This is a genomic window from Streptomyces endophytica, assembly GCF_026153355.1.
Taxonomy (GTDB): Bacteria; Actinomycetota; Actinomycetes; order Streptomycetales; family Streptomycetaceae; genus Streptomyces; species Streptomyces endophytica.
The window spans coordinates 1,251,620-1,274,015 of the sequence record NZ_CP110636.1; the positions used below are offsets into that span (position 1 = coordinate 1,251,620).

General features: G+C 72.2%; 18 protein-coding genes and 2 pseudogenes. 5 read left to right on the top strand and 15 right to left on the bottom strand.

Translation table 11 applies throughout. The features are described 5' to 3' along the window. Positions 1 to 475 precede the first annotated feature (475 nt). The 8 genes and pseudogenes from OJ254_RS05620 to OJ254_RS05655 all read right to left on the bottom strand — a co-directional run bounded on the left by OJ254_RS05620 (position 476) and on the right by OJ254_RS05655 (position 10,550). On the bottom strand, positions 476 to 1,168 hold the full coding sequence (locus OJ254_RS05620) for a TetR/AcrR family transcriptional regulator (RefSeq protein WP_265361487.1): 693 nt from the start codon (positions 1,166 to 1,168) through the stop codon (positions 476 to 478). Next, positions 1,156 to 1,923, bottom strand: coding sequence for an enoyl-CoA hydratase family protein (locus OJ254_RS05625; protein WP_265361488.1), 768 nt, complete (start codon positions 1,921 to 1,923; stop codon positions 1,156 to 1,158). The genes OJ254_RS05620 and OJ254_RS05625 overlap by 13 nt, the downstream gene beginning before the upstream one ends. Before the next feature lie 123 nt (positions 1,924 to 2,046). Next, positions 2,047 to 3,237, bottom strand: coding sequence for an acyl-CoA dehydrogenase family protein (locus OJ254_RS05630; RefSeq protein ID WP_265361489.1), 1,191 nt, complete (start codon positions 3,235 to 3,237; stop codon positions 2,047 to 2,049). Then, positions 3,234 to 5,114: an acetyl/propionyl/methylcrotonyl-CoA carboxylase subunit alpha gene (locus OJ254_RS05635; protein ID WP_265361490.1), complete on the bottom strand. Its 1,881-nt coding sequence runs from the start codon at positions 5,112 to 5,114 to the stop codon at positions 3,234 to 3,236. Before OJ254_RS05635 ends, OJ254_RS05630 begins: the two co-directional genes overlap by 4 nt. Positions 5,115 to 5,122: 8 nt before the next feature. Then, entirely contained in the window at positions 5,123 to 6,721 is a 1,599-nt protein-coding gene (locus OJ254_RS05640; RefSeq protein WP_265361491.1) for an acyl-CoA carboxylase subunit beta, read from the bottom strand. Then, a pseudogene (locus tag OJ254_RS05645) lies at positions 6,718 to 8,414 on the bottom strand (acyclic terpene utilization AtuA family protein). Before OJ254_RS05645 ends, OJ254_RS05640 begins: the two are co-directional and overlap by 4 nt. Positions 8,415 to 8,502: 88 nt before the next feature. After that, a pseudogene (locus OJ254_RS05650) lies at positions 8,503 to 9,231 on the bottom strand (TIGR03084 family metal-binding protein); the annotation flags it as partial. A gap of 386 nt (positions 9,232 to 9,617) precedes the next feature. Next, positions 9,618 to 10,550 carry an EamA family transporter gene (locus OJ254_RS05655; protein WP_265361492.1) on the bottom strand — a complete coding sequence of 311 codons (933 nt, stop codon included), beginning with the start codon at positions 10,548 to 10,550 and terminating at the stop codon, positions 9,618 to 9,620. Between the two features lie 195 nt (positions 10,551 to 10,745). On the opposite strand from OJ254_RS05655, the gene OJ254_RS05660 reads away from it, so the two are divergent. Next, the gene (locus OJ254_RS05660; protein WP_265361493.1) at positions 10,746 to 11,624 is read left to right on the top strand and encodes a LysR family transcriptional regulator; all 879 of its coding nucleotides are present in this window, start codon (positions 10,746 to 10,748) and stop codon (positions 11,622 to 11,624) included. A 6-nt stretch (positions 11,625 to 11,630) separates the two neighbouring features. Here the strand turns inward: OJ254_RS05660 and OJ254_RS05665 are convergent, their stop codons facing one another. From OJ254_RS05665 to OJ254_RS05685, 5 genes are all read right to left on the bottom strand, one after another. After that, positions 11,631 to 11,849 carry a DUF397 domain-containing protein gene (locus OJ254_RS05665; RefSeq protein WP_265361494.1) on the bottom strand — a complete coding sequence of 73 codons (219 nt, stop codon included), beginning with the start codon at positions 11,847 to 11,849 and terminating at the stop codon, positions 11,631 to 11,633. 195 nt (positions 11,850 to 12,044) lie between these two features. Beyond that, complete coding sequence (locus tag OJ254_RS05670) at positions 12,045 to 12,260, bottom strand: DUF397 domain-containing protein (RefSeq protein ID WP_265361495.1); 216 nt, start codon at positions 12,258 to 12,260, stop codon at positions 12,045 to 12,047. 228 nt (positions 12,261 to 12,488) lie between these two features. Next, positions 12,489 to 12,680 (bottom strand): hypothetical protein, encoded by a 192-nt coding sequence (locus OJ254_RS05675; RefSeq protein WP_265361496.1) that lies wholly within the window; start codon positions 12,678 to 12,680, stop codon positions 12,489 to 12,491. A 107-nt stretch (positions 12,681 to 12,787) separates the two neighbouring features. After that, complete coding sequence (locus tag OJ254_RS05680) at positions 12,788 to 15,337, bottom strand: HAD-IC family P-type ATPase (RefSeq protein ID WP_265361497.1); 2,550 nt, start codon at positions 15,335 to 15,337, stop codon at positions 12,788 to 12,790. 477 nt (positions 15,338 to 15,814) lie between these two features. Further along, positions 15,815 to 16,093, bottom strand: coding sequence for a DUF2530 domain-containing protein (locus tag OJ254_RS05685; protein ID WP_265361498.1), 279 nt, complete (start codon positions 16,091 to 16,093; stop codon positions 15,815 to 15,817). 249 nt (positions 16,094 to 16,342) lie between these two features. Here OJ254_RS05685 and OJ254_RS05690 point away from each other — a divergent pair, with 249 nt between their 5' ends. Continuing rightward, on the top strand, positions 16,343 to 17,812 hold the full coding sequence (locus OJ254_RS05690) for an NCS2 family permease (RefSeq protein WP_265361499.1): 1,470 nt from the start codon (positions 16,343 to 16,345) through the stop codon (positions 17,810 to 17,812). 230 nt (positions 17,813 to 18,042) lie between these two features. Here the strand turns inward: OJ254_RS05690 and OJ254_RS05695 are convergent, their stop codons facing one another. After that, positions 18,043 to 18,234, bottom strand: coding sequence for a BrnA antitoxin family protein (locus OJ254_RS05695; protein ID WP_261956171.1), 192 nt, complete (start codon positions 18,232 to 18,234; stop codon positions 18,043 to 18,045). A gap of 130 nt (positions 18,235 to 18,364) precedes the next feature. Here OJ254_RS05695 and OJ254_RS05700 point away from each other — a divergent pair, with 130 nt between their 5' ends. Both OJ254_RS05700 and OJ254_RS05705 read left to right on the top strand, forming a co-directional pair. Further along, complete coding sequence (locus OJ254_RS05700; RefSeq protein ID WP_030814340.1) at positions 18,365 to 18,829, top strand: MarR family winged helix-turn-helix transcriptional regulator; 465 nt, start codon at positions 18,365 to 18,367, stop codon at positions 18,827 to 18,829. 288 nt (positions 18,830 to 19,117) lie between these two features. Further along, entirely contained in the window at positions 19,118 to 20,626 is a 1,509-nt protein-coding gene (locus OJ254_RS05705; RefSeq protein WP_423835839.1) for an MFS transporter, read from the top strand. A gap of 99 nt (positions 20,627 to 20,725) precedes the next feature. Here OJ254_RS05705 and OJ254_RS05710 read toward each other — a convergent pair whose 3' ends face one another. Continuing rightward, positions 20,726 to 21,436, bottom strand: a complete 711-nt coding sequence (locus tag OJ254_RS05710) for a type III effector protein (RefSeq protein WP_265361500.1) — start codon at positions 21,434 to 21,436, stop codon at positions 20,726 to 20,728. Positions 21,437 to 21,674: 238 nt separating this feature from the next. On the opposite strand from OJ254_RS05710, the gene thpR reads away from it, so the two are divergent. Then, a complete protein-coding gene (thpR, locus tag OJ254_RS05715) occupies positions 21,675 to 22,241 on the top strand; it encodes an RNA 2',3'-cyclic phosphodiesterase (RefSeq protein ID WP_265361501.1) in 567 nt (188 codons plus the stop codon). Positions 22,242 to 22,396: the final 155 nt, after the last annotated feature.

Here is a 22,396-nt window from a genome sequence, read left to right on the forward strand (position 1 = left end):
CGCCGCGGGTGTTGCTCGCCGTTGCGCGCTTTGCGGCGCCCCGTACGTAGTCGTCTCTCCCGCCGCGGGTGATCTCGCCGTTGCGCCTGCGGCGGGCCAGGTGTTGTTGGGTGCGGTGACGGACCTCCGGGGCCGGTTGTGTGGACTGCTGACGCTTTACGTCCACACAACCGGCCCCTCCAGCCCGTCCCCTCCCGTGAGAGGGGGAAGAAAACGACGGTGGGGGTGCACGTGACGCCCACGAACGTGCAGGCAACAGATCACGCCCGCCCCCAACCAGCTAAGAACTCCCCCTCACGGGAGGGGCTGGACCGGAGGACGAAGTCTGGAGGGCCGGCACCGCACCCAAAACACAAACGCCCGCCGCCAGGCGCAACGGCGAACAAGCCCCGCGGCGGGAAAGACGGGTACGTGCGGGGCGCCGCAAAGCGCAACGGCGAACAAGCCCCGCGGCGGAAAGACGGGTACGTGGGGATCACCCCCGCGAATGCAGAGCCGTATCGATGATCTTGGACCACTGTTCCACCACCCGATCCCGGCGCGCCGAGTCGTCCGTCAGGAGGTTCGCGAGGCCCAGGCCGCGGGCCATGTCGAGCAGGCCCTGCACCGTTTCGCGGACGCCGGGGACCGACTCGTCCGCGTCGAGCAGGGCCACCGCCGTACGGTGGGCCTCCCGGCCGACGCGTGCCTCCAGGGCGGTGACCCGCTCGCGGAGTTGCTCCTCGTCGGAGGCGGCCACCCACAGGTGCAGCGCCGCCCGGAACAGCGGGCCCGTGTAGAGGCCGACGAGTTCCTCGACGATGATCCAGGTACGGGCGATCGACCCGGCCGGCGGCAGGTTGTGCGCCACCGCCTTCAGGGCGCCCTGCCGCTTCTCCGCGACGTGCTCGACGGCCGCGGTGAAGAGGTCCTCGCGGGTGCGGAAGTGGTGCTGGGCGGCGCCCCGGGAGACGCCCGCGCGCTCGGCGACCACGGACACCGTGCTGCCGCTCCAGCCTCGCTCGGCGAGGCAGGAGATCGCGGCCTCCAGCAGCTTGCGGCGGGTGGCGCGGCTGCGTTCCTGCTGCGGCTCCTTGCCGGTGGGCGGCCGGCCGCCCGTCCGCGGCCGGCCCTCGGTGCGCGGCTCGTCGCCCGTGCGGCCGCCGTGGGCCGGGGTCAGCGCGCCCATACCGGGGCCCGTCGCTCCAGGAAGGCGGTCATGCCCGCGGGCCTCGGCGGAGCCGAAGAGCCGCGCGGACTCCTCCGCCAGCGCGTCCGTGTCGCGGTCGAAGGCGGCCAGCACCTCCGCGGTGACCAGCCTCTTCGAGGCCGCGAGCCCCTGGGGGGAGCCCTTGCGCAGCCGTCCAGTACGGGGGCCAGACCGGCGTCGACGTCATCGGCCGCGAGCGTGACCAGCCCGATCCGGGCGGCCTCCGCCGGGCCGAACTTCTCGCCCGTCAGGTAGTAGCGGCCCGCGGCCCGCGCGTCGATACGGGGCAGCAGCGGCAGTGAGATGACGGCCGGGGCGAGCCCGAGCCGGGCCTCGGTGAAGGCGAAGGTGGCCGCCGGGCCCGCCACCGCGATGTCGCACGCGCCGAGCAGCCCGAGGCCGCCGGCGCGGACGTGGCCGGTGACCCGGGCGACGACGGGCCGCGGCAGGGCCACGATCGCGCGCAGCAGCCGGGCGAGCTCCAGCGGCCCGTCCTTCGCCGCGCCCGTCGTGGCCTCGGACAGGTCCGCGCCGGCGCAGAACGTCGTGCCCGTGTGGGTCAGTACGACCGCCCGGGTGCCGTCGTCGGCCGCGGCGTCCGCGAGGGCCTGGTGCAGTGCGGCCACCAGCCGGGCGGAGAGCGCGTTGCGGTTGTGCGGCGAGTCCAGCGTGAGGGTGGTGATGCCGCGCTCGTGGGAGCGCGTCACCAGCGGTGTCACGGGTGCGTCGGTCATCGGGCGGTCGAACTCCTTTCCCTGGCGGGTGCGTTGACGCGGAAGGATGAGGTCTTCAGCGGGGCGGTGGGGGTGGGGCGGGCGGCGCTGTCGCTCGCCCCGCCCCCACAGGATCATCGTCCCTCAGTACGACTTGGGCAGCCCCAGGGTCTGGTGCGAGACGAAGTTGAGGATCATCTCGCGGCTGACCGGTGCGATCCGGGCGACCCGGGCGGCGGTGACCAGGGAGGCCAGGCCGTACTCCTGGGTGAGGCCGTTGCCGCCGAGGGTGTGCACGGCCTGGTCGACGGCCCTCACGCAGGCCTCCCCCGCCGCGTACTTGGCCATGTTCGCGGCCTCGCCGGCGGCCAGATCGTCACCGGCGTCGTAGAGGTGCGCGGCCTTCTGCATCATCAGCCGGGCCAGTTCGAGTTCGATGTGGGCCTGGGCGAGCGGGTGGGCGACGGCCTGGTGGGCGCCGATGGGTTCCTTCCACACCTGGCGGGTGCGGGCGTAGTCGACGGCCCGGTCGAGGGCGTAGCGGCCCATGCCGAGGGCGAACGCGGCGGTCATGATGCGTTCGGGGTTGAGCCCGGCGAACAGCTGGAGCAGTCCGGCGTCCTCTCCCCCCTTGCCGACGGCGTGCGAGGGGCCCCCGCCCACCAGGGCGTCGGCGGGCAGCCGCACGTCGTCCAGGGTCAGTTCGAACTGCTTCTCCGCGGCGGCCAGTTCCATCCGGATGTGGTTGCGGCCGAAGCCCGGGGTGTCGCGCGGGACGATGAACAGGCAGGGCTTGAGGCGGCCGGTGCGCGCGTCCTCCGTGCGGCCGACGACGAGGGTGGCGTCGGCGATGTCCACGCCGGAGATGAACACCTTGCGGCCGTTGAGTATCCAGTCCCCGCCGTCCTTGCGGGCGGTGGTGGTGATCCGGTGCGAGTTGGAGCCCGCGTCGGGCTCGGTGATGCCGAACGCCATGGTGCGGGAGCCGTCGGCCAGACCCGGCAGCCAGGCCCGCTTCTGCTCGTCGGTGCCGAAGCGGGCGATCACCGTGCCGCAGATCGCGGGCGAGACCACCATCATCAGCAGCGGGGAGCCGGCCGCCCCCAACTCCTCCAGGACGATGGAGAGTTCGGCGATGCCGCCGCCCCCGCCGCCGTACTCCTCCGGCAGGTTGACGCCGAGGTAGCCGAGCTTGGCCGCCTCGGCCCACAGCTCCTCGGGGTGGCCGCCGGCGGCGACGACGCGGGTCAGGTACGCGCGGCCGTACCGCTTGCCGAGGGCCGCGACGGCGGCGCGCAGGGCCTGGTGCTCTTCGGTTTCGAGGACGGTGCTCATGCGGGCGTTCCCTCCTGTACGACGTCGGCGGTGTCCGCGACGTCCACGACGGCCAGCAGCGCGCCGACCTCGACCTGACGGCCGACGGCGGCGTGCAGGGCGGTGAGCGTTCCGGCGGCGGGAGACGTGATGCGGTGCTCCATCTTCATGGCCTCCAGCCAGATCAGGGGCTGCCCGGCGGTGACGGCGGCGCCCTCGGCGAGCCCTTCGGCGACGCGGACGACGGTGCCGGGCATGGGGGCGAGCAGGGAGCCGGGGGCGCGCTGCTCGCCGGTGTCGGTGAACCGGGGCAGGGCGGTGAGGGCGACGTCGTTGACGTAGACCCGGTCGCCGTACGCGGCGACGCGGAACGTCCGTCGCACTCCGCCCACTTCGAGCACGACGCGGGCCGGTGAGGCGTGCACGACACGGACGCCGTCGGCTTCGAGCCCGTCGCGGGTGTGCCGGTAGCCGACCTCGAGCTCGGTGCCGTACTGCTCGGAGCGGTAGCGCTTGGACTGCGGCTGCGAGGGGACGTTGCGGAAGCCGCCGAAGCGGTGTCCCCGCGCGCCGGCCAGTGCGGCGGCGAGCGGCGCGTACGGGTCCTCGGCGGGGGCGGTCAGCTCGGCGAGGTGCCGCTCGTAGAAGCCGGTGTCCATGCGCCCGCCGGTGAACTCGGGGTGGCGCAGGGACCGTATGAGCAGGTCGCGGTTGGTGACCGGGCCGTGCACCGCGGCCCGCTCCAGCGCGCCGGCGAGGGCGCGGACGGCGGCGGCGCGGGTGGGCGCGTGCGCGACGACCTTGGCGAGCATGGCGTCGTAGTGCACGCCGATGGTGTCGCCGTCGGTGTATCCGGTGTCGAGCCGGACGGAGTCCGGGACGGCGAGGCGGTGCAGGGTGCCGGTCTGCGGGGCGAAGGCGGCGGCCGGGTCCTCGGCGTACAGGCGGGCCTCGACGGCGTGTCCGCGCGGCACGGGCGGCGAGGCGTCCAGGGCCTCGCCCTCGGCGATCCGCAGCTGCCACGCGACGAGGTCGAGCCCGAACACGGCTTCCGTCACGGGGTGCTCGACCTGGAGGCGGGTGTTCATCTCCAGGAAGTGGGCGGTGCCGCCGGCGACGAGGAACTCCACCGTGCCGGCACCGACGTACGAGACGGCGCGCACCGCCCGCTCGGCCGACTCGTGCAATTCCGCTTCGAGTTCGGGCCCGAGCCCGGGCGCCGGCGCCTCCTCGATCACCTTCTGGTGGCGGCGTTGCAGCGAGCAGTCGCGCGTGCCGAGCACCCACACGGTGCCGTGCGTGTCGGCGAGCACCTGCACCTCGACGTGCCGCCCGCCCTCGACGTACGGCTCGACGAACACCTCACCGTCCCCGAAGGCGGACCGCGCCTCGGCCCGGGACACGGCCAACTCGGCTTCCAGGTCCGCCAGTTCACGGACGATCCGCATGCCGCGCCCGCCCCCGCCGGCGGCGGCCTTCACCAGCACGGGCAGGTCGTCCGGCCCGACCTCCGTCAGCGGCGCGATACCCATCAGTTCCTTGGCGCGCGTCTTGGACGCCATCGCCTCGATCGCCTCCGGCGGCGGGCCGACCCAGACCAGCCCCGCGTCCATGACGGCCCGCGCGAAGCCGGGGTTCTCGGACAGGAACCCGTACCCCGGGTGCACGGCGTCGGCGCCCGCGTCCAGCGCGGCCTTCACCACGAGGTCGGCCCGCAGGTACGTCTCGGCGGGGGTGGCACCCGGCAGCCGCACGGCGAGGTCCGCCTCCCGTACGTGCAGGGCGTCCGCGTCCGGGTCCGAGTGCACGGCGACCGTGCGGATGCCCAGGTCACGGCAGGTGCGGAAGACACGGCAGGCGATCTCGCCGCGGTTGGCGACGAGCACACTGGAGATCATCTCTCCCCCTACATCCGGAAGACGCCGAAGCCGCCGCGGGCGCCCTCGTACGGTGCGGTGTGGATCGCGGACAGGCAGATGCCGAGCACGGTGCGGGTGTCGCGCGGATCGATGACGCCGTCGTCGTAGAGCCGCCCGGACAGGAACATCGGCAGCGACTCGGCCTCGATCTGCTGTTCGACCATGGCGCGCAGCGCGGCGTCGGCCTCCTCGTCGTACGCCTGGCCCCGCGCGGCGGCGGACTGCCGCGCGACGATCGAGAGGACACCGGCGAGCTGCTGGGGGCCCATGACGGCGGACTTGGCGCTGGGCCAGGCGAAGAGGAAACGGGGGTCGTAGGCGCGGCCGCACATGCCGTAGTGCCCCGCACCGTACGAAGCGCCCATCAGCACGGACAGATGCGGCACCCGCGAGTTGGAGACCGCGTTGATCATCATCGCGCCGTGCTTGATGATGCCGCCCTGCTCGTACTCCTTGCCGACCATGTAGCCGGTGGTGTTGTGCAGGAAGAGCAGCGGGATGTCCCGCTGGTTCGCCAACTGGATGAACTGGGCCGCCTTCTGCGACTCCGCGCTGAACAGGACCCCCTGGGCATTGGCGAGGATGCCGACGGGATAGCCGTGCAGCGCCGCCCACCCGGTGACCAGACTGCTCCCGTACAGCGGCTTGAACTCGTCGAAGTCGGAGCCGTCGACGATGCGGGCGATGACCTCGCGCGGGTCGAAGGGCACCTTCAGGTCGTCGGACACGATGCCGAGCAGCTCGTCCGGGTCGTGCTCGGGCGGCTCGGCGAGCGGTGGATCTCCGTACGCCTTGCGGTGGTTGAGGCGCGCGATGACCCGCCGGGCCTGCCGGATGGCGTCCTCCTCGTCGACGGCGAAGTGGTCGGCGAGCCCGGACGTCCGGGCGTGCATCCCGGCTCCGCCCAGGGACTCGTCGTCGCTCTCCTCGCCGGTGGCCATCTTCACCAGCGGCGGCCCGCCCAGGAAGACCTTGGCCTTCTCCTTCACCATGATCACGTGGTCGGACATGCCGGGGACGTACGCGCCGCCGGCCGTGGAGTTGCCGAAGACGACGGCGACGGTGGGGATCCCGGCGGCGGAGAGCCGGGTGAGGTCGCGGAAGATGCCGCCGCCCGGGATGAAGATCTCCTTCTGGGACGGCAGGTCGGCGCCGCCGGACTCGACGAGCGAGATGCAGGGCAGCCGGTTGGCGGACGCGATCTCGTTCGCCCGCAGGGCCTTCTTCAGCGACCACGGGTTGCTGGCGCCGCCGCGCACGGTCGGGTCGTTGGCGGTGATCAGGCACTCGACGCCCTCGACGACGCCGATGCCGGTGACCAGCGAGGCGCCCACGGTGTAGTCGCTGCCCCACGCGGCGAGCGGCGACAGCTCCAGGAACGGGGTGTCGGGGTCGAGCAGCAGCTCGATGCGTTCGCGGGCGAGCAGTTTGCCGCGCTTGCGGTGCCGGGCGACGTACTTCTCGCCGCCGCCCGCGAGCGCCTTGGCGTGTTCCGCCTCGACCTCGGCCAGCTTGGCGAGCATCGCCGCCCGCCGCTCGGCGTAGCCGGGGCCGGCGGTGTCGAGCGCGGTTCCCAGTACGGTCACAACAGCTCCTCGGGTATGTCCAGGTGCCGGGCGCGCAGCCACTCCCCCAGGGCCTTGGCCTGCGGGTCGAACCGGGCCTGCGCCGCGGCGCCCTCGCCGAGCAGCCCGTCGACGGTGAAGTTCAGGGCCCGCAGCCCCGGCAGCACATGGCGGGCGACGGGCAGTTCGGCGGTCTCGGGCAGGAGGCGGCGGAAGCGGTCGACGGTGAGGGTGTGCGCGAGCCAGCGCCAGGCGGCGTCGGTACGGGCCCAGACGCCGACGTTCGCCGCGCCGCCCTTGTCGCCGCTGCGGGCCCCGGCGACCAGACCGAGCGGCGCCCGCCGGGTGGCGGTGACCGGCAGCGGGGCGGGCAGCGGCGGTTCCGGCACCGGCACCAGCGCGGCCGACTCCGTGACCGGCGGGATCGCCACCCGCTCCCCGTCCGGCAGGACGGCCATCTGCCGCACCTCCGCCCGGGGAACCGCCACCGCCTCGAACACCCCGTAGGGGGCGCCCTTGCCGGGTGGCGCGGTCAGCTGGAAACCGGGGTAACTGGCCAGCGCCAGCTCGACCGCGGCGCCGCTGACCACCCGCCCGACCGCCTCCTGGTCGGCATCCCGCACCACCAGCCGCAGCAGCGCGCCGGCCTCCTCCTGGACGTCGGCGTCGGCCCGGTCCGTACGGGCCAGCGTCCAGCGCACCTCGGCCGGCCGCCGGCCCGCCGCGTCGAAGGCCGCGGTCATCTGTGTCCGCACCAGCTCCGCCTTGGCCTCGATGTCCAGCCCGGTCAGCACGAAGGTGACCTCGTTGCGCCAGCCGCCGAGCCGGGTCAGCCCCACCTTGAGGTCCGGCGGCGGCGCCTCCCCGCGCACCCCGTCGATCCGCACCCGGTCCGGGCCGACCTGGGTGAGCCGCACGGTGTCCAGCCGGGTGGTGACGTCCGGCCCCGGATAGCGCGCGCCGGCCGTCTCGTACAGCAGCTGCGCGGTGACCGTCCCGGTGTCGACCACCCCGCCGGTCCCCGGATGCTTGGTGATCACCGCCGAGCCGTCCGCGGCGATCTCCGCGAGCGGGAAACCGGGCCGCCGCACGTCATGCCCCGCGAAGAAGGAGTAGTTGCCGCCGGTCGCCTGCGCCCCGCACTCCAGTACGTGCCCGGCCGCCACCGCCCCCGCCAGCCGGTCCAGATCCGTCGACGCCCAGCCGAAGTGCGCGGCGGCGGCCCCGCTGACCAGCGCGGCGTCCGTGACCCGCCCGGTGACCACCACCTCGGCCCGGCCCGCAGACAGGCCGCGATCCCCTCACCGCCGAGGTAGGCGTTGGCCGTGAGCACCCCGTCGCCCCAGCCCCGCCCCAGCAGATCGTCGCCCTCCACATGCGCCACCCGCACCGGCACCCCGACCTTCGCCGCCAACTCCCGTACGGCGTCCGCGAGCCCGGCCGGATGGAGCCCGCCGGCGTTGGTGACGATCCGCACGCCCCGCTCGACGGCGAGCCCGAGGGACGCCTCCAACTGCCGCAGGAAGGTCCGGGCGTAGCCGCGCGAGGGGTCCTTCAGCCGGTCCCGGCCGAGGATCAGCATGGTGAGCTCGGCGAGGTAGTCGCCGGTCAGGACGTCCAGCGGCCCGCCGGTCAGCATCTCCTCGAACGCGCTGAACCGGTCGCCGTAGAAACCGGAGGCGTTGCCTATCCGCAGCGGCCCGCCCCCGCTCACGCGGTGGCTCCCCCGGCCCCGGGCGCGCGCCCCTTCCCGGCGGTCCGGCGAACGCCTGCGCGATCCCCAGCCAGCGCTCCGCCTCCGCCCCCTCGGCACGCACCGACGGCAGGTCGTCGCGGTGTGCCCGCTGGGTCACCAGCAGGCAGAACTCCAGCGCGTCCGCGGTCACCCGCTGCCCGGCCCCGGCCGGCCCGTACGCCCAGACCGCCCCGTCCGGCGCCCGCAGCTCGACCCGGAACTCCGCGGCGGGCGGCGTGAGTTGATGGGCGGCGTAGGAGAAGTCCCGGGCGCGTACGCCGATCCGGGCGACATGCCGCAGCCGCACGGTGGGCAGCCGGGTGACGCCCAGCGCATCGGCGACGTCCTGCCCGTGCGCCCAGGTCTCCATCAGCCGTCCGGTCGCCATCGACGGGGCGCTCATCGGCGGCCCGAACCACGGCAGCTTCTCCCCCGCCGGCCGCTCGGCCAGCACCCGGAGCAGCTGCTCACGACCGGCCCGCCAGTCCGCGAGCAGCTCCGCCGGCGGCACCGCGGCGCCCGCCTCGGCGGCCTCGTCGACGAAGGTCAGCGGCGAGGCGAGCGCCTCCCGCGCGGCCCGCACGAACCCCTCCGGGTCGGTCGCCGACCGCAGCGCCTGCCGGTCCGTCCAGGCCAGATGCGCGATCTGATGCGCGACCGTCCACCCCTCGGCGGGCGTCGCCGTCGCCCACCGCCCGGCCGGCAACCCGGCCACCAGCCCGTCCAGCTCCTCGCTCTCGGCCCTGAGGTCCGCGAGAAGATCCGCCAAGACGGCACCGGGGTCACGATCGGACACGGGGCACTCCCCTCATCGGCCCCAACTGGCATGCCAGCGAGGCGTGTTGGCTCAGGCGACGGCGACTGGACGACTGCGCGGTCCGAGGGTGTCAGCGCGGGGAGAAACAATCAAGCATGCGTGAATGATTTTTGGCCGCACGACTTTTGGCCGCATGATTTTTGGCCGCATGTTTTTTGGCCGCGCGGGCGGGAGGAGGGCGGGGCGGTGCCCGCAGTCCGTGGTCCGTGGTCCGTGTCGCGGTCCGCGGTCCGTAGTCCGTGCCGCGGACCGATGAGCCGGCCGACCGTCATTGCGGTCGACCGTCGTTCCGGCCGCCCGTCATTGCGGCCGACTGTTCGTTCCAGCCGACCGTCATTCCGGCCGGCCGTCATTCCAGCCGCCCGCTACCGCCCCGCCGACCGCACCGCGCCCACACTCGCGAGGACCACCAGCCCGATCGCGACGATCTCCGGCCACCCCAGCGCCTGGCCCAGCACCAGGAACCCGGCGGTGGCCGCGGCGGCCGGTTCCAGGCTCATCATGACCGCGAAACCCGAGGCCGGAAGCTTGCGCAGGGCGAGCAGCTCCAGCGTGTACGGCAGCACCGACGACATCATCGCCACCGCGGCCCCCAGCCCCAGCGTGACCGGGTTGATCAGTGCGGCACCCGCGCTGACGACACCGAGCGGCAGACTGAGCAGCGCCGCCACGGTCATCGCCAGCGCCAGCCCGTCCGCCTGCGGGAAGCGCTGTCCCGTACGGGCGGAGAGCAGGATGTACGCGGCCCAGAGCCCGCCCGCGGCCAGCGCGCACCCCGCGCCGACCAGGTTCAGCCCGTCGAACCCCGCACGCCCCAGCAGCGCCACCCCGCCGAACGCCAGCGCCGCCCACACCAGACTGAGCAGCCGCCGCGAAGTGGCCACCGAGAGGATCAGCGGCCCGAGGAACTCCAGCGTGACCGCCGCCCCCAGCGGGATCCGGTCGATCGCCTGGTAGAAGAGCGAGTTCATCCCCGCCAGGGCCACCCCGAAGGCGAGCACCGTCCCCCAGTCGCCCCGCGAGTGGCCCCGCACCCTGGGACGACAGGCGACCAGCAGCACCAACGAGGCGACGACCAGCCGCAGCGTGACGACCCCGAGCGCCCCGGCCCGCGGGAAGAGCAGCACCGCCACCGACGATCCGAACTGCAGCGACACGATGCCGCCGATCACCAGCGCCACCGACCCGATCCGTCCGCGCGCCCCGGCGGCACCGGCACCCGCGGCCCCGGCCTCCGCCGTCAGCACCTCGGGCGAGGCCGGCACGGGCCGCGGAACCGCGGCCTCTCCGGAGCCCATGGCGGTAGCACCCGTCACCGACGTGACGGGTGTGACGGGTGTGCCCTCACCGGACGCGGCAATAGTCGAGTGGTCGTACGGGGTGGCGGAGACACGTCCCTCAGGACCGTCGGCGAAAGCATCCACATCCCCACGCTAAGGCCCGCCCATCCGGTCCGTGAAATGCTCTTCTTCCTCTTGTTATGCTCCGCGCGCATGAGCATCGAGCTGCGTCACTTCCGCTGCTTTCTCGCCATCGCGGACGCCCTGAGCATCACCCGCGCCGCCGAGCGCCTGCACCTCACCCAGCCGGCCGTCTCCCGCACTCTCCGCCAGCTCGAACAGGAACTGGGCCGCCGGCTCGTCGACCGCTCCACCCACCACCTCGCCCTCACCCCCGACGGCGCCTCCTTCCGCGACCAGGCGGCCATCGCCGTCACCGCCTTCGACCGCGCCCTGCGCCTCGGCCGGCACACCGCCTGGCCCCTCCGCCTGGGCCACGCCTGGTCCGCCGCCGGTACGGGCACCACCGCCCTGCTCCGCCGCTGGCGCCAGGTCCACCCCGACACCCCGCTCGAACTCCTCCGCATCGACGACCGCACGGCCGGCCTCACCCGCGGCGACGTCGACGCGGCCCTGCTCCGCGGCGAGGTCCACACCCCCGGCCTGCTCACCGCCCAGCTCACCACCGAACCCCGCGTCGCCGGCCTCCCCGCCGACGACCCGCTGGCCCGGCGCCCCGCCCTCTCCCTCAGCGACCTCGCCACCCGCACCATCGCCCTCAACACCGTCTCCGGCACCACCACCCTCGACCTGTGGCCCGCCGCGGCCCGCCCCACCTCCACCCTCCCCATCGCCAACCAGGACGACTGGTTCGCCGCCGTCACCGCCGGCCGCGCCGTGGGCGTCACCACCACCGCCACCGCCGACATGTACCCCCACCCCGCCATCGCCTACGTCCCCCTCACCGACGCCCCACCCGTCCCCGTCCTCCTCGCCTGGCGCGACGCCCCCGGCCACCCCCGCATCCCGGACCTCATCCACCTCGCGCGCGAGGTGATGGGAGGAGCGGAACAAGGAAGTAGGGAGGCGTGACGGGACTCAGACCCGGAACTCGCCGCGCTTCACGGCCGCGACGAACGCCGCCCAGCCGCCCGCGGGGAAGAACAGCGCCGGACCCTGCGGGACCTTGCTGTCGCGTACGGGGACGAGACCGGGGTGGCCGTCGGCAACCTCGACGCACGCGGCCCCCTCGCCGTTGCTGTAGCTGGACTTACGCCAGCCGGCTATGCCAGATGCCTCAGGAATCTTCTTCGTCATCTTCGTACTCTCTTAGGTAGCGACGGACCAGGTCGAGAGATGCGCTCTCCGGCAATGCCATGGAGCGAGCGATATCAAAGCGCTGGGTGAGCTGGCCGAACGCGCCGCGGGCGTCACCACCACGGCCACCGCTCCGGCTCGCGCGGGAGGTGATGGGGGGGAGCGGAACAAGGGGGTAGGGAGGCGTGACGGGACTCAGACCCGGAACTCGCCGCGCTTCACGGCCGCGACGAACGCCGCCCAGCCGCCCGCGGGGAAGAACAGCGCCGGACCCTGCGGGACCTTGCTGTCGCGTACGGGGACGAGACCGGGGTGGCCGTCGGCAACCTCGACGCACTCAGCCCCTTCGCCGTTGCTGTGACTGGACTTACGCCAGCCGCTCAGAGCAGACGCGTCAGGAATTGTGTTCATCTCCGCACTCTCCCAGGTAGCTTCGAATCAGGTCGAGACTTCGACTTTCCGGCAGAGCCTCCGTGAAGAACGGCCGGCCGCCGACTGGTACCGGGCGGTCGTCCTGGTCGTCGTTGTCGCCGGCTGGGAGGGGTGGCGGGCTGCACCGACCGCAGCCCGCCGCCTCCCCGGCGGGACGCGCCCCGTCAGGCCGTACGAACTCCCGTTACGCGCCACCCGCCCGCGCCGTCAGTCCGAGCTGAACTTCTTCACCACGGCCCAGATCACGACGATGACGCCGATGGCCAGGATCAGCCATTCCCACCAGTCGAAGACGCCGTCGCCGCCGCCTCCGTAGGTGCCGGTGTGGTGGTAGTGGTGGGAATGGTGGGAGCCACGGGCCAGTAGCTCGTAGGCGAGGTCCCCCGTAATCGGCTTCATGGGGCGGAGGGTAGGGGGACGGGCAGCGGGGGCGCCACGGCGGCACGGGTTCTGTGACCGGGATGAGATGCGGGCGGGACGGGACGGGGGCGGGCGGACGCGCGGGCTCAGGCGGGGAAGCGGCGGGCGATCCGGCGCCAGGTGAGTTCCAGGAGGGCCGAGGCCACGAGGGCGACGGCGACGGCCGTCCACGGCATCACCGTGCCGACCAGGCGGAGGTCGAAGAAGGCCTGGAGCCACGGGGTCGCGAGGACGACGAGGAAGGCCACGGCCATGGTGAGGATGAGGGCGATCCGCCACCAGGTGTAGGGGCGGGCGATGGTCGCCAGGACCCACAGGGCGGTGAGGAAGAGGGTCAGGGTCGCGGCGCTGGTCTCGGCGGCGAGGGAGCCGGGCCCGGTGTAGTGGGCGCGCGCCAGGAGGTAGGTGGCGAAGGCGGCCAGGCCGGTGATGAGACCGGAGGGGATCGCATAGCGCATGACCCGGCGGACGAAGTGCGGACGGGCGCGTTCCTTGTTCGGGGCGAGGGCCAGGAAGAACGCGGGCACACCGATCGTCAGCGTGGAGAGCAGGGTGAGGTGCCGCGGCAGGTACGGGTACGGGATCTGCCAGCAGGCCACCAGGATGGCGAGCAGGACCGAATAGACGGTCTTGGTGAGGAAGAGGGTGGCGACACGGGTGATGTTGCCGATCACCCGGCGGCCCTCGGCGACCACCGAAGGCAGGGTCGCGAAGCTGTTGTTGAGCAGGACGATCTGGGCCACCGCGCGGGTGGCCTCGGAGCCGGAACCCATGGACACGCCGATGTCGGCGTCCTTGAGGGCGAGCACGTCGTTCACACCGTCGCCGGTCATCGCGACGGTGTGGCCGCGGGACTGCAGGGCGCCGACCATCTCCCGCTTCTGCTGCGGGGTGACGCGGCCGAAGACCGTGCCCTCGTCGAGGACGGCGGCCAACGCGTCCCGATCGGCCGGGAGTCGGGGCAGTTGGCGGGCGTCCACGGGAGCGTCGGCACCCGGCAGCCCGAGTTTGCCGGCGACCGCGCCGACCGAGACCGCGTTGTCGCCGGAGATGACCTTGGCATGCACCCGCTGCTCACCGAAGTAGCGCAGGGTGTCGGGCGCGTCGGGGCGCAGCCGTTGTTCCAGGACGACCAGCGCGGTGGGCCGGACATCCCGGGCGACCTCGGGGTCGTCCAGCTCGCGGGTGGCACGGGCGAGGAGCAGGACGCGCAGGCCCTGGGCGTTGAGGTCGTCGGTCTCGGTCAGGGTGCGGTCCGTCGGCGGCAGCAGGACGTCGGGGGCACCCAGCAGCCAGGTACTGGATTCTCCGTCCGGGCCGTTGAAGGACGCACCGCTGTATTTGCGGGCGGAGGAGAACGGGAGCGACCGGGTGCAGCGCCAGGACCCGTCCGCGGGATAGGCGTCGATGACGGCCTGGAGGGAGGCGTTGGGGCGGGGATCGGCGTCACCCAGGGCACTGAGGACCTGGCGGACGTAGGACTCGCTCTGGGCTTGGCGGGCGGGGGGCTCGTGGGTGGCGGGCTCGTGGGTGGAGGGCTGGTCGGTGGCGGGCCTGTCGGTGTCGGTGGCGGGCCTGGCGGGGGCGGTGGCGGTGGCGGGGTCGGCGTAGGACCCGCCCGGGCCGTCGAGGGACCCGCCCGTGCCGTCGAGGACGCGCAGGTCACAAACGTCCATGCCGCCCTCCGTCAGCGTTCCGGTCTTGTCCAGGCAGACCACGTCGACCCGGGCCAGACCTTCGATGGCGGGGAGTTCCTGGACGAGGCACTGTTTGCGGCCGAGCCGGATGACGCCGATGGCGAAGGCGACCGAGGTCAGCAGCACCAGCCCCTCGGGGATCATCGGGACGATGCCGGCGACCATCCGCCGGATCGCGGCGTCGCCGGGCAGCCCGAGGGTGAGCAGATGGCTGAGGATCAGGCCGAGCGCGGTCGGGATCATCATCCACGTCACGTACTTGAGGATCCGGCTGATGCCGGTACGCAGTTCGGAGTGGACCAGCGTGAAACGGCTGGCCTCCTCCGCGAGCTGCGCGGCGTACGCCTCGCGGCCGACCTTGGTCGCGGTGAAGGCGCCACCGCCCGCCACGACGAAGCTGCCGGACATCACCGGGTCCCCGGGCTTCTTCACGACCGGGTCGGCCTCGCCGGTGAGCAGCGATTCGTCGATCTCCAGCCCGTCGGTCTCCCCCACCTCGCCGTCGACCACGACCTTGTCGCCCGGGCCGAGCTCGATGACGTCGTCGAGGACGACCTCGGAGGTGGGGATACGGGAGGCGGTGCCGTCCCGGCGGACGGTCGGCTGCGCCTCGCCGATCACCGCCAGCTTGTCGAGCGTCCTCTTGGCGCGCAGTTCCTGGACGATGCCGATGCCGGTGTTGGCGACGATCACAAAGCCGAACAGCCCGTCCTGGATCGGCCCGACGATGAGGATGATCGCGAAGAGGACGCCGATGATCGCGTTGAAACGGGTGAAGACGTTGGCGCGAACGATCTCTACGGCGGAGCGCGAGGACCGCACGGGCACGTCGTTGACCTCACCCCGGGCAACGCGCTCGGCGACCTGGGCGGGGGTCAGGCCGGGGAGCGGTGAGGGGTGACTGGCAGGGGCGCGGCCGACGGACGACCGGCCGACCACTTCGGGACCACCCGGGGGGCTGTCGACCGGTCCGGCCCGCCCCGAGTCTGCCGGCTCGGGGTCGGCCGGCTCGCGATCGGCCGACTGCCGGTCGCCCGGTTCATGGTCCGCCCGATCCCGGTTTGTCGGCTCACGATCGGCCCGACCCCGGCTCGTCGGCTCACGATCGGCCCGTTCCCGCGCGCCCGGCTCACCACCGGTCGATTTTCGGCCACCCGATTCGCCGCTCGGTACGGGGTGCTCGGCTCCGGTTCGGGCCCGCTCCGTCATGCCCTCGACGTTACGGGCGAAATGCCAGGATCACCCGTCGGCCGACGGCCCAACGGGACAGAACCACCGATCGACCGGGATGCCCAACGAGACAGGATTACCCGTCAACCGGGAGACCCAACGGGAGTCGGCCGTCCGAACCCAACGGGAGTCGGCCGTCCGACCCAGCCGTCCGACCCAACGGAAGAGGACCGCCGCGCCGAACGGTCAGTGCGCGTCCGTAGCGGTCGCCGCCTGCTTGGCCGCGGCGTCACGCTTGATGGCGGCGTCACGCTTGCGGACGTACCAGATGCCCAGCAGGCCGAGGCCGCCGCCGGCCAGGCAGGTCCACACCCACCAGGCGTGACCGCGGTCGGCGAACCAGCCGTAGAAGGGGAGCTGGCCGAGGAAGAGCACGAACCAGATGATGGTGCCGCCGGTGATCGTGCCGACGACAGGGCCCTCGAGAGGCGCCGGGGCCTCGCGCAGTTCGGACTTCTTCCACATGGTGCTCAGCTTACGGGGGCCGGCCGGGCGGCCTTCCATCAGAGTTGCCGTTGAGTGCGGCCCGTACCCACCAAGGGTCTACGCGCGGAGATAGCGATCACTGCATTGTTTATTCATACTGAACCTTTCTGGATCTGACTGTTTTGAATCGTTGATTCATCCAATCTGATCCGGATAGTGATGCTCCTGTACGTGTTCCGGGCCCTCGGGCCCCTGCGCCTGCCCAGGCCCGTCCGACTGAGGTCCCGCATGTCCCCCTCGGCCACCACGCCGGTCGACACCCTTGAGAACCCGGCCCCGCAGCCCCCGAAGAACGGTTTCGACCGGTTCTTCAAGATCTCCGAGCGGGGGTCCACGGTCGGCCGTGAACTCCGCGGCGGGCTGGCCACGTTCTTCGCGATGGCCTACATCATCGTGCTGAACCCGATCATTCTTGGCTCCGGAGTCGACAAGTTCGGCCACCACCTCGACAACGGGCAGCTGGTCACCGCCACCGCCCTGATGGCCGGCCTGAGCACCGTCCTGATGGGCCTGCTCGGCAACGTCCCGATCGCCATCGCCGCCGGCCTCGGCATCAACGCCGTGGTCTCCCTCCAGCTCGCCCCCAAGATGAGCTGGCCGGACGCGATGGGCATGGTCGTGCTCGCCGGTCTGGTGCTGATGATCCTGGTCGCCTCCGGCCTGCGGCAGCGCGTCATGGACGCGATCCCCAACGGCCTGCGGCGCGCCATCGCGATCGGCATCGGCCTGTTCATCTCGCTGATCGGCCTGGTGGACTCCGGCTTCGTCAGCCGCAACCCGGACGCCGCGCACACCACCGTCCCGATGGGGCTGGGCCAGGGCGGTCAGCTCAAGGGCTGGCCGGTGCTGGTCTTCATCATCGGCCTGGCCCTGATGTTCGTGCTGGTCGTACGCAAGACCAAGGGCGCGATCCTGATCGGGATGGTCACCATGGCCGTCGTCGCGATCATCATCAACGCGGTCACCAACACCCCGGACGCGGCGTGGGGCCTGGCGGTCCCGAACGTCCCCGACAAGATCATCGGTGCCCCGGACTTCGGACTGATCGGCCACATCAGCCTCTTCGGCGGCTTCAAGGAAGTCGGCGTACTCACCGGCTGCCTGTTCGTCTTCACCGTGCTGCTCTCCGGCTTCTTCGACGCGATGGGCACCATCATCGGCGTCGGCGAGGAGGCCGGGCTGACCGACGAGAACGGCAACCTGCCGGGCATGGGCCGGATCCTGATGGTCGACGGCATCGCGGTCGCGGGCGGCGGCTTCGGCTCCGCCTCCGCGAATACCTGCTTCGTGGAGTCCACGGCCGGCGTCGGCGAGGGGGCCCGGACCGGCCTGGCGAACCTGATGACCGGCGGCCTCTTCCTGCTGGCGCTGATCTTCACGCCGCTGGCGACGGTGGTGCCCTCGCAGGCCGCCACCCCCGCGCTCCTCGTCGTCGGCTTCCTGATCATGGCCGCCAACGTGCGGGACATCGACTGGGGCGACCCCACCGTCGGCATCCCGGCGTTCCTGACGATCATCTCGATGCCGTTCACCTACAGCATCACCAACGGCATCGGCATCGGCGTGCTCGCCTACATCCTGCTGCGCACCGCCACCGGGCGCTTCAAGCAGATCCCGTGGCTGCTGGACGTCGTCGGCCTCTGCTTCCTGGTCTACTTCCTGCTGCACCCGATCGAGCTGGCGCTCGGGGTCAAGTAGCCGGCCGGCACTGCCTCCCTCGCCGCCCGCCTCCTTCCTCTACGGCAACGAACACGGAGAGTTATTTGTTCCTGCCTTAGAGTAGCGGAGAGTGAGGGATTTAGGTAGGCGGCCTGGGGTGCCTGCCGGGCACTCGGGCGCGGGGGCGGCCTCCTGGACGCACCTGAAGGCACCTGAACACCCGGACGCGCCTGGATGCACCCGGATGCGTTTGGGTGCACTGGGGACGTTCAGGTGACCGTTCCCCAGACGCCGAGGCGTTCGGTCTCGTCGACCGAGGTCTTGAAGCGTTCATCGAAGTCTTCGCGGATGAGTGTCCGGACGACATAGTCCTGGACGCTCATTCCGCGTTTTGTGGCGTGCTGCCGAATGCGCTCCAGCAGCTCCCCGTCCACGCGCAGGCTGAGCACTCGCGATCCCATACGGACACGGTCCCGCCCCTGAGCGGTCAGGTGTGTCACTTTCCGCCGCGTCCTCACTCATATGGGTGATCCGCGAGGAGTAGCAGCTTCTCGCTTTCCTTAGAGAGGGTAATGAGTTATGCTAAAGACCATGCCGGAACTGTCCCACTCCCAGCCGGAAGGCGGGGAGGGCTCCCCAGAGGACGCGGCCGCGGTCAATGCCCTGCGGTCCGCCGTGATGCGCCTGTCCCGCCGCCTGAAGCACCAGCGGGTGGACGAATCGCTGACGCCCACCGAGATGTCGGTGCTCGGAATGCTGGCCCGGTGCGGCCACGCCACCCCCGGCGAGCTGGCACGCAAGGAGCATGTGCAGCCGCCGTCGATGACCCGCATCGTGGCCATGCTGGAGGCCAAGGGACTGGTCCGGCTGGAGCCCCACCCCGACGACCGCCGCCAGAAGGTCGTCACCCAGACCGAAGAGGCCGAGGCGATGCTGGAGGAGAGCCGCCGTCGGCGCAACGCCTGGCTCGCCGAGCTGGCCTCCGGACTGGACGAGGACGAGTGGGCCAAGCTCCGGGCCGCCGCGCCCGTACTGGAGAAGCTGGCACAGCTGTAGAGAACACGAGGCCGAGGAGGCGAACCCACTTTGAGTACGGGATCCGGAGCACACTCCGCCCCCGCACCGAACTCCTACGACAACGCGGTTCACGGTGACGCGACTTACGGCGACACCGGTCACGATGGCACGGTTCACGGTGACGCCGTTCACGCCGTTCACGCCGTTCACGATGACGCCGTTCACGATGGATCCGTTCGCGGAGACGCCGCGCACGGCGGCGCGAACTCGGATACCGCGATACCGATCCGCTCCACTTCGGCCGATGTGACCGCATCCGATGTGACCATGCCTGAGGTGACCACACCTGAGGTGACCAGGGCCGACGCGGCTGGGGGCGAGGCGGCCAAGACCACCTCGCACATCCGGGCCCGTGGCGGGCGTATCCCGGCCCCTGCCTCCGCCTCCGCCCCCGCGCCCGCGCCCGCCCCCGGCGCCCGTATAGCCAACGGTCCCGCTGCCGCGCCGCGCACAGAAACACCGCGTAAGGGCACGTTCAGTTCGCTCCGGATTCGTAACTACCGTCTGTTCGCCACGGGACAGATGGTGTCCAACACCGGTACCTGGATGCAGCGCATCGCCCAGGACTGGCTGGTGCTCAGCCTTACCGGTTCCTCCGCCGCGGTCGGTATCACCACCGCGCTGCAGTTCCTGCCGATGCTGCTGTTCGGCCTCTACGGCGGGGTGATCGCCGACCGCTTCGCCAAGCGCAAGCTGCTGCTGCTCACCCAGTCCGCGATGGGCCTCACCGGCCTCGCCCTCGCCGCGCTCACGCTCACCGGGCACGTCCAGGTGTGGCACGTCTACCTGGTCGCCTTCCTGCTCGGCCTGGTCACCGTCGTGGACAACCCCGCCCGCCAGGCGTTCGTCTCCGAGATGGTCGGCCAGGACGAACTGCGCAACGCCGTCAGCCTCAACTCCGCCAACTTCCAGTCCGCGCGCCTGATCGGCCCCGCCGTCGCCGGTGTCCTGATCACCGCCTTCGGCAGCGGCTGGGCCTTCCTCCTCAACGGCCTGTCCTTCGTGGCACCGGTCGCCGGTCTGCTGATGATGCGGACCGCCGAACTCCACAAGGTCGACCGCGTCCCGCGCAGCAAGGGCCAACTGCGCGAGGGCCTGCGCTATGTGTCCGGCCGCCCCGACCTGATCTGGCCCATCGTCCTGGTCGGGTTCATCGGCACCTTCGGCTTCAACTTCCCGATCTGGCTGACCGCGTTCGTCTATCACGTCTTCCACCAGGGCGCCGGTACGTACGCCCTGTTCAACGGCCTGATGGCGGCCGGCTCGCTGATCGGCGCGCTGCTCGCGGCCCGCCGTGGCAGCTCGCGGCTGCGGCTGCTGGTGGGCGCTGCACTGCTCTTCGGCCTCCTGGAGGTCACCGCCGCGCTCGCCCCGTCGTTCTGGGTCTTCGCGGCGCTGCTCGCCCCGATCGGCATGGTCGGCCTGACGATCAACGTCACCGCCAACTCCAGCGTCCAGATGGCCACCGACCCGCTGATGCGGGGCCGGGTGATGAGCCTGTTCATGATGGTCTTCATGGGCGGCACCCCGCTGGGTGCCCCGATCGTCGGCTGGGTCACCGACGCCTTCGGCGCCCGGATCGGCTTCCTGGCCGGCGGTCTCATCTCCATGGCGGCCGCGGCCCTGATCGGCCTGATCCTCGCCCGGGTCGGCGGCCTCCGCCTCAAGATCGACCTGCGCCCCGGCCACCCGCACGTCAGGTTCGTCCCCCGGGCCCCGGCAGTACGCGGTCCGAGGGGCAGGAGCTGGCTCCGGCGGCGTAGGCGCACGGCGTAGGGGGCGGCGTACGGCGGCTCGGCTGGTTCGTCGAGCCGAGCCACCGAGCGCGTGGCTTCTCCGGCTTGCTCCCGGCCCGGTCTCCCCGCCCTCAGGGCGTCAGGGCGTGGTGCGGCGCTGGTCGTCGCTGGTTTGGCGGAGGCGCTCGGTGTGGCGGGTGAGGTCGTCGATGCGGGCGGCGAGTTGGGGGTGGCGGTGCTGGAGGTGGGGGCGGGTGGCGGTGAGTGGGGCGATGAGCCGGGCGGCGTCGTCGTCGCCGAGGGCCTGGCCGAGTTCTTCGAGGGGCGTGCGGGCGGCGGTGGGCAGGTCGGTCAGGGCGGCGATCTGGCCGGCGAGGCGCCGCAGGTCGGCGGCGTTGTGGCGGGCCCAGGCGGTGACGCTGCGGTCGGCGGCGCGGCGGTCGCGGGTGGCCTTGACGCGTTGCTCGCCGGTGGTGCCGGTGGCGCCGGGGCGGAGCCGCAGATAGCGGCGTTCGGCGGCCTGGCGGCTGGCCACTCCGAGCGGTTCGGCCAGGTCGGCCCAGCTGGCGCCGGCCTCCCGGGCGGTCTCGATCAGCCCCGTCTCCCACGTCGCCAGCCGCTCACGTACCGCGCGCAACAACAGCAGCGAGGCCAGCACCTGCTCGACATGGCTGCCCTCCGCGGCTGACGGGGCGTTCCCCGCCGCCGCATGGTCCGGCTCGCCGGCCGGGGCGTCGGTCTCCGTCGTGCGGGCGGTGCGCAGGGCCTCGTCGATGGCGCGGAGCGCAGCCGTGGCGGCGGGGAAGGACGCGGGTGCGGCGCTCTGGGGCTGTTCGTCGTCTGCGGGCACGGGTCTCTCCTTCGCGACGTATCGGCGACAAGACGCGGGACACCACGAGGTCGGTGCCCGTCTCGGGGCAAGACCTCACGTTGTCCGGACCTCGGTGTCAACTCGCCGATGACGTTCCCTATGTCATCCACCCGATGACAAAGTACCGCGGGAGTCAGGCGAAGCGCACGACCGAGGACGGGGAACCGGTCGCTTCCGGTCGCGGCCGTACGGGGTCCGGCTGCGCCACACTGACCGCATGAGACTCTTCGCCGCCGTCCTGCCGCCCGCCGCCGTGCTCGACGAACTCGCCGCCGAGGTGGCGCTGCTGAAGAAGCTTCCCGCGGCCGAGCGTCTGCGCTGGAGCGCACGGGACGGCTGGCATTTCACCCTCGCCTTCTACGGCGAGGTCCCCGAGGACACCGTGCCCGAGCTGCGGGAACGGTTGGGCCGGGCGGCCCACCGCCGGGATCCGTACGAGCTGCGGATCGCCGGCGGTGGCCGTTTCGCGGACCGGGTGGTGTGGGCCGGCGCGGACGGCGACCGTCCCGCCATGCGCAAGCTGGCCGACTCGGCGGCGGCCGCGGGCCGGCGGGTGGGTCTCGACGTGGACGAGCACCGCCCCTACACCCCGCACCTCACCCTCGCCCGGAACCGCGTCGGGCATCTGAAGCTCGCCCCGTACGCGGCCGCCCTGAAGGAATTCAGCGGCCGTTCCTGGACGGTCGGGGCGCTCTCCCTGATGCGCAGCCATCCGCCGGCCCCCGGTACGGCCGGAGCGCAGTCCCACTACGAAGAGGTCGCGTCCTGGCCGCTGGGCGAGTGAGGAGGGCGGACGGTACGGCCCGGTGAAATGTTCGGGTCCACCCCGGTTACGCTCAGAGGGTGGACCCGAAGACCCGTAACCGCATCATGTCCGGCCTGCTCGCCGTGCTGCTCATCGTCGTGATCGTGGCGGCAGCGCTGCGCTGACGCCCACCC